The organism is Trebonia sp. (genome assembly GCF_049794275.1).
In the GTDB taxonomy this organism is placed as follows: domain Bacteria; phylum Actinomycetota; class Actinomycetes; order Streptosporangiales; family Streptosporangiaceae; genus Trebonia.
In genome coordinates this window covers 1-2646 of the sequence record NZ_JBARCR010001158.1, presented here as the reverse complement: position 1 = coordinate 2646, position 2646 = coordinate 1, and the positions used below count along the sequence as shown (strand labels likewise).

At 71.0% G+C, this 2646-nt stretch carries 5 protein-coding genes; all 5 read left to right on the top strand.

Going from position 1 to position 2646, the window contains the following annotated elements; all coding sequences use genetic code 11:
• The coding region (locus tag WA805_RS28620) for a hypothetical protein (RefSeq protein ID WP_425243879.1) at positions 1–249 on the top strand (249 nt) is incomplete at its 5' end.
• Complete coding sequence (locus WA805_RS28615) at positions 249–674, top strand: roadblock/LC7 domain-containing protein (RefSeq protein WP_422276745.1); 426 nt, start codon at positions 249–251, stop codon at positions 672–674. The genes WA805_RS28620 and WA805_RS28615, both read left to right, overlap by 1 nt.
• Entirely contained in the window at positions 671–1072 is a 402-nt protein-coding gene (locus WA805_RS28610; protein ID WP_422276747.1) for a DUF742 domain-containing protein, read from the top strand. Before WA805_RS28615 ends, WA805_RS28610 begins: the two co-directional genes overlap by 4 nt.
• Positions 1053–1697 (top strand): GTP-binding protein, encoded by a 645-nt coding sequence (locus WA805_RS28605; protein WP_424560627.1) that lies wholly within the window; start codon positions 1053–1055, stop codon positions 1695–1697. Before WA805_RS28610 ends, WA805_RS28605 begins: the two co-directional genes overlap by 20 nt.
• A gap of 13 nt (positions 1698–1710) precedes the next feature.
• Positions 1711–2646, top strand: a 936-nt coding sequence (tyrS, locus tag WA805_RS28600) for a tyrosine--tRNA ligase (protein WP_424560628.1), incomplete at its 3' end; no start/stop codon positions are given.

Below are 2646 nucleotides of genomic sequence, written 5' to 3'. Positions count from 1 at the left end.
GCCCAGGCGGGCCCCGCGCCCATGCACGTGCCGCCCGAGGCGCCAGCGCCCGAGCACGCGCGGAACCTCTTCTCGTCCCTGCAGAGCGGGTGGCTGCGAAGCCGGGAGACCGACGACATCCCAGACTCCGGGGCCGGGGACACCTGGGACTCCGGCACCGCCAGCGGGCCGTCCGCCACGTGGCTCGACGACACGGAACACGATGCCACGCCGCAAGGCGGCACGGCACGGCACGACGAGGAGACGTGATGGCTGACGGTGACGCGACTGGCGGCCGGGACCTCGCCTGGCTGCTTGATGACCTATCGTCGCGGGTCGAGGACTTCAGGAAGGCCGTCATCTTGTCCCGTGACGGCCTGCTCATCGCCTCGTCAAGGGATCTCGAGCGGGAAGACGCCGAGCACCTGTCGGCGGTCGCGGCGGCCATGCAGAGCCTGGCCACCGGCGCCGGCGACCACTTCGACGCCGGGGGAGTGCGGCAGACGATCATCGAGCTCGAGAAGGGCCTGCTGTTCGTCATCGCGGCCGGCGAGGGCAGCTGCCTGGCCGCACTCTGCCCGCCGAACGCCGATGCCGGCCACGTCGCGTACGAGATGGCGATGCTGGCGAAACGCGCCAGGCCGCACCTGATGTCGCAGCCCAGGTTCCCGGCGTCCGGTACCCAGGCGGAGTGATTGAGGTGCCTCCGGCCGGCCGGGACGGCAAGTGGGTCCGCCGCGACTTGGGACCGGTGGTCCGCCCGTACGCGGTCACCGGCGGCCGGACCGAGCCTGCCGACGGCGAGGTGCTCGACCTGGTCGCCGTGGTGGTCGCCGTCGGCAGGGACAGCGAGGCCGGCGACGACCCGATCAGGCAGACCCCGGAGCACCGCAAGATCCTCCGCCTGTGCCAGCGGCCGGTGACGGTGGCCGACATCGCCTCCGACACGGCACTGCCGGTAGGCGTGGTGCGCGTGCTGCTCGCCGACCTGATCCTTGAGGAGGCGGTGCGGGTGGTGCGGAACAGGCCCGCCGTCCAGCTACCGGGCAACGACGTGCTTAAGGAGATACTCAATGGGCTCCGCGCGCTCTGACGGCACGGACGGCACGGACGGCGCCAGCGAGGCCGCCGACGCCCAGCTGCTCGCCGCGCACAAGATCCTCATCGCGGGCGGCTTCGGCGTCGGGAAGACGACGCTGGTCAGCGCGATCAGCGAGGTGCGCCCGCTGCTGACAGAGGAACGCCTGTCCAGCGCCGGCGCCGGCCTCGATGACCTGCGCGGCGTCGCGGGCAAGACGACGACCACCGTCGCGATGGACTTCGGCCGCATCACGATCAGCGAGCGCCTGGTGCTGTACCTGTTCGGCGTGCCGGGCCAGGAGCGGTTCTGGTTCATGTGGGACGAGCTGGCCTACGGGGCGCTCGGCGCCGTGGTGCTCGCCGACGTCCGCAGGCTGCGGGACTGCTTCCCGTCGGTGAACTACTTCGAGACGCGCTCACTGCCGTTCGTCGTCGCCATCAACTGCTTCGACGACGCCCGGCGCTACGACCCGGAGGAGGTCCGCGTGGCGCTCGATCTCGACCCGGGCGTCCCCGCGCTGCTGTGCGACGCCCGTCAGCTCAGCTCGGTCAAGAACGTGCTGACCACGCTGGTGGAGAGCATCTCGGCGGAGGATCAGAACCCGCGCCGCATGGCCAGCGCACTGCCGCCGGTGTGACACGATTACAGACGTGGACCTTCTCGCCGACCTCGAGGCACGGGGCCTCGTCCAGGACAGCACCGATCGCGACGCGCTGCGCGCTCGCATCAATGAAGGTCCTGTCGGCCTCTACTACGGCTGCGACCCGAGCGCGGACAGCCTGCACGTGGGAAACCTGATCGGCCTGATCGTGCTCAGGCGGTTCGCCGACGCGGGGCACAACGCGATCGCCCTCGCGGGCGGCGCGACCGGCATGATCGGCGACCCGGGCGGCCGGTCCAGGGAGCGGAACCTGCTGGACGCCGCGACGCTGGCTCGCAACAACGAGCGCATCGCCGGGCAGATCGAGCGCATCTCGCGGGTCCGGCTGGTGGACAACCTCGACTGGACCGGGCCGGTGACGCTGCTCGACTTCCTGCGCGACGTCGGCAAGCACGCGAACGTGAACCAGATGATCTCCCGCGAGTCGGTGAAGGCACGCCTGGAGAGCGAGAACGGCATCTCGTTCACCGAGTTCAGCTACCAGCTGCTGCAGGCTAACGACTACTGGCACCTGTTCACGACCCACGGCGTGGAGCTCCAGATCGGCGGCTCCGACCAGTGGGGGAACCTGCTCGCCGGCGTGGACCTGATCAGGCGCGCCGACGGCGGCCACGTGCACGCCTTCACCTGGCCGCTGGTGCTCCGCTCGGACGGCAAGAAGTTCGGCAAGAGCGAGGAGGGCGCGGTGTGGCTGGCCGCCGACCGCACCTCGCCGTACCAGTTCTTCCAGTACTGGATGAACGTCCCCGACGCGGACGTGGAGCGGTTCCTGCTGCAGCTCACTCTGCTGCCGGTCGAGGAGGCGCAGGCGGTGGCCGCCGCCCACCTCCAGGCGCCGAACAAGCGTGACGGCCAGCGCCGCCTCGCCCGCGAGGTGACCACGCTGGTGCACGGCCCCGCGGCGACCGCGGCCGCCGAGGAGGCG

What these genes read in the sequence shown, in the direction of transcription:
- WA805_RS28615 (WP_422276745.1), top strand. Translation starts at nt 249, where the DNA reads ATGGCTGACGGTGACGCGACTGGCGGCCGGGACCTCGCCTGGCTGCTT.
- WA805_RS28605 (WP_424560627.1), top strand. Translation starts at nt 1,053, where the DNA reads ATGGGCTCCGCGCGCTCTGACGGCACGGACGGCACGGACGGCGCCAGC.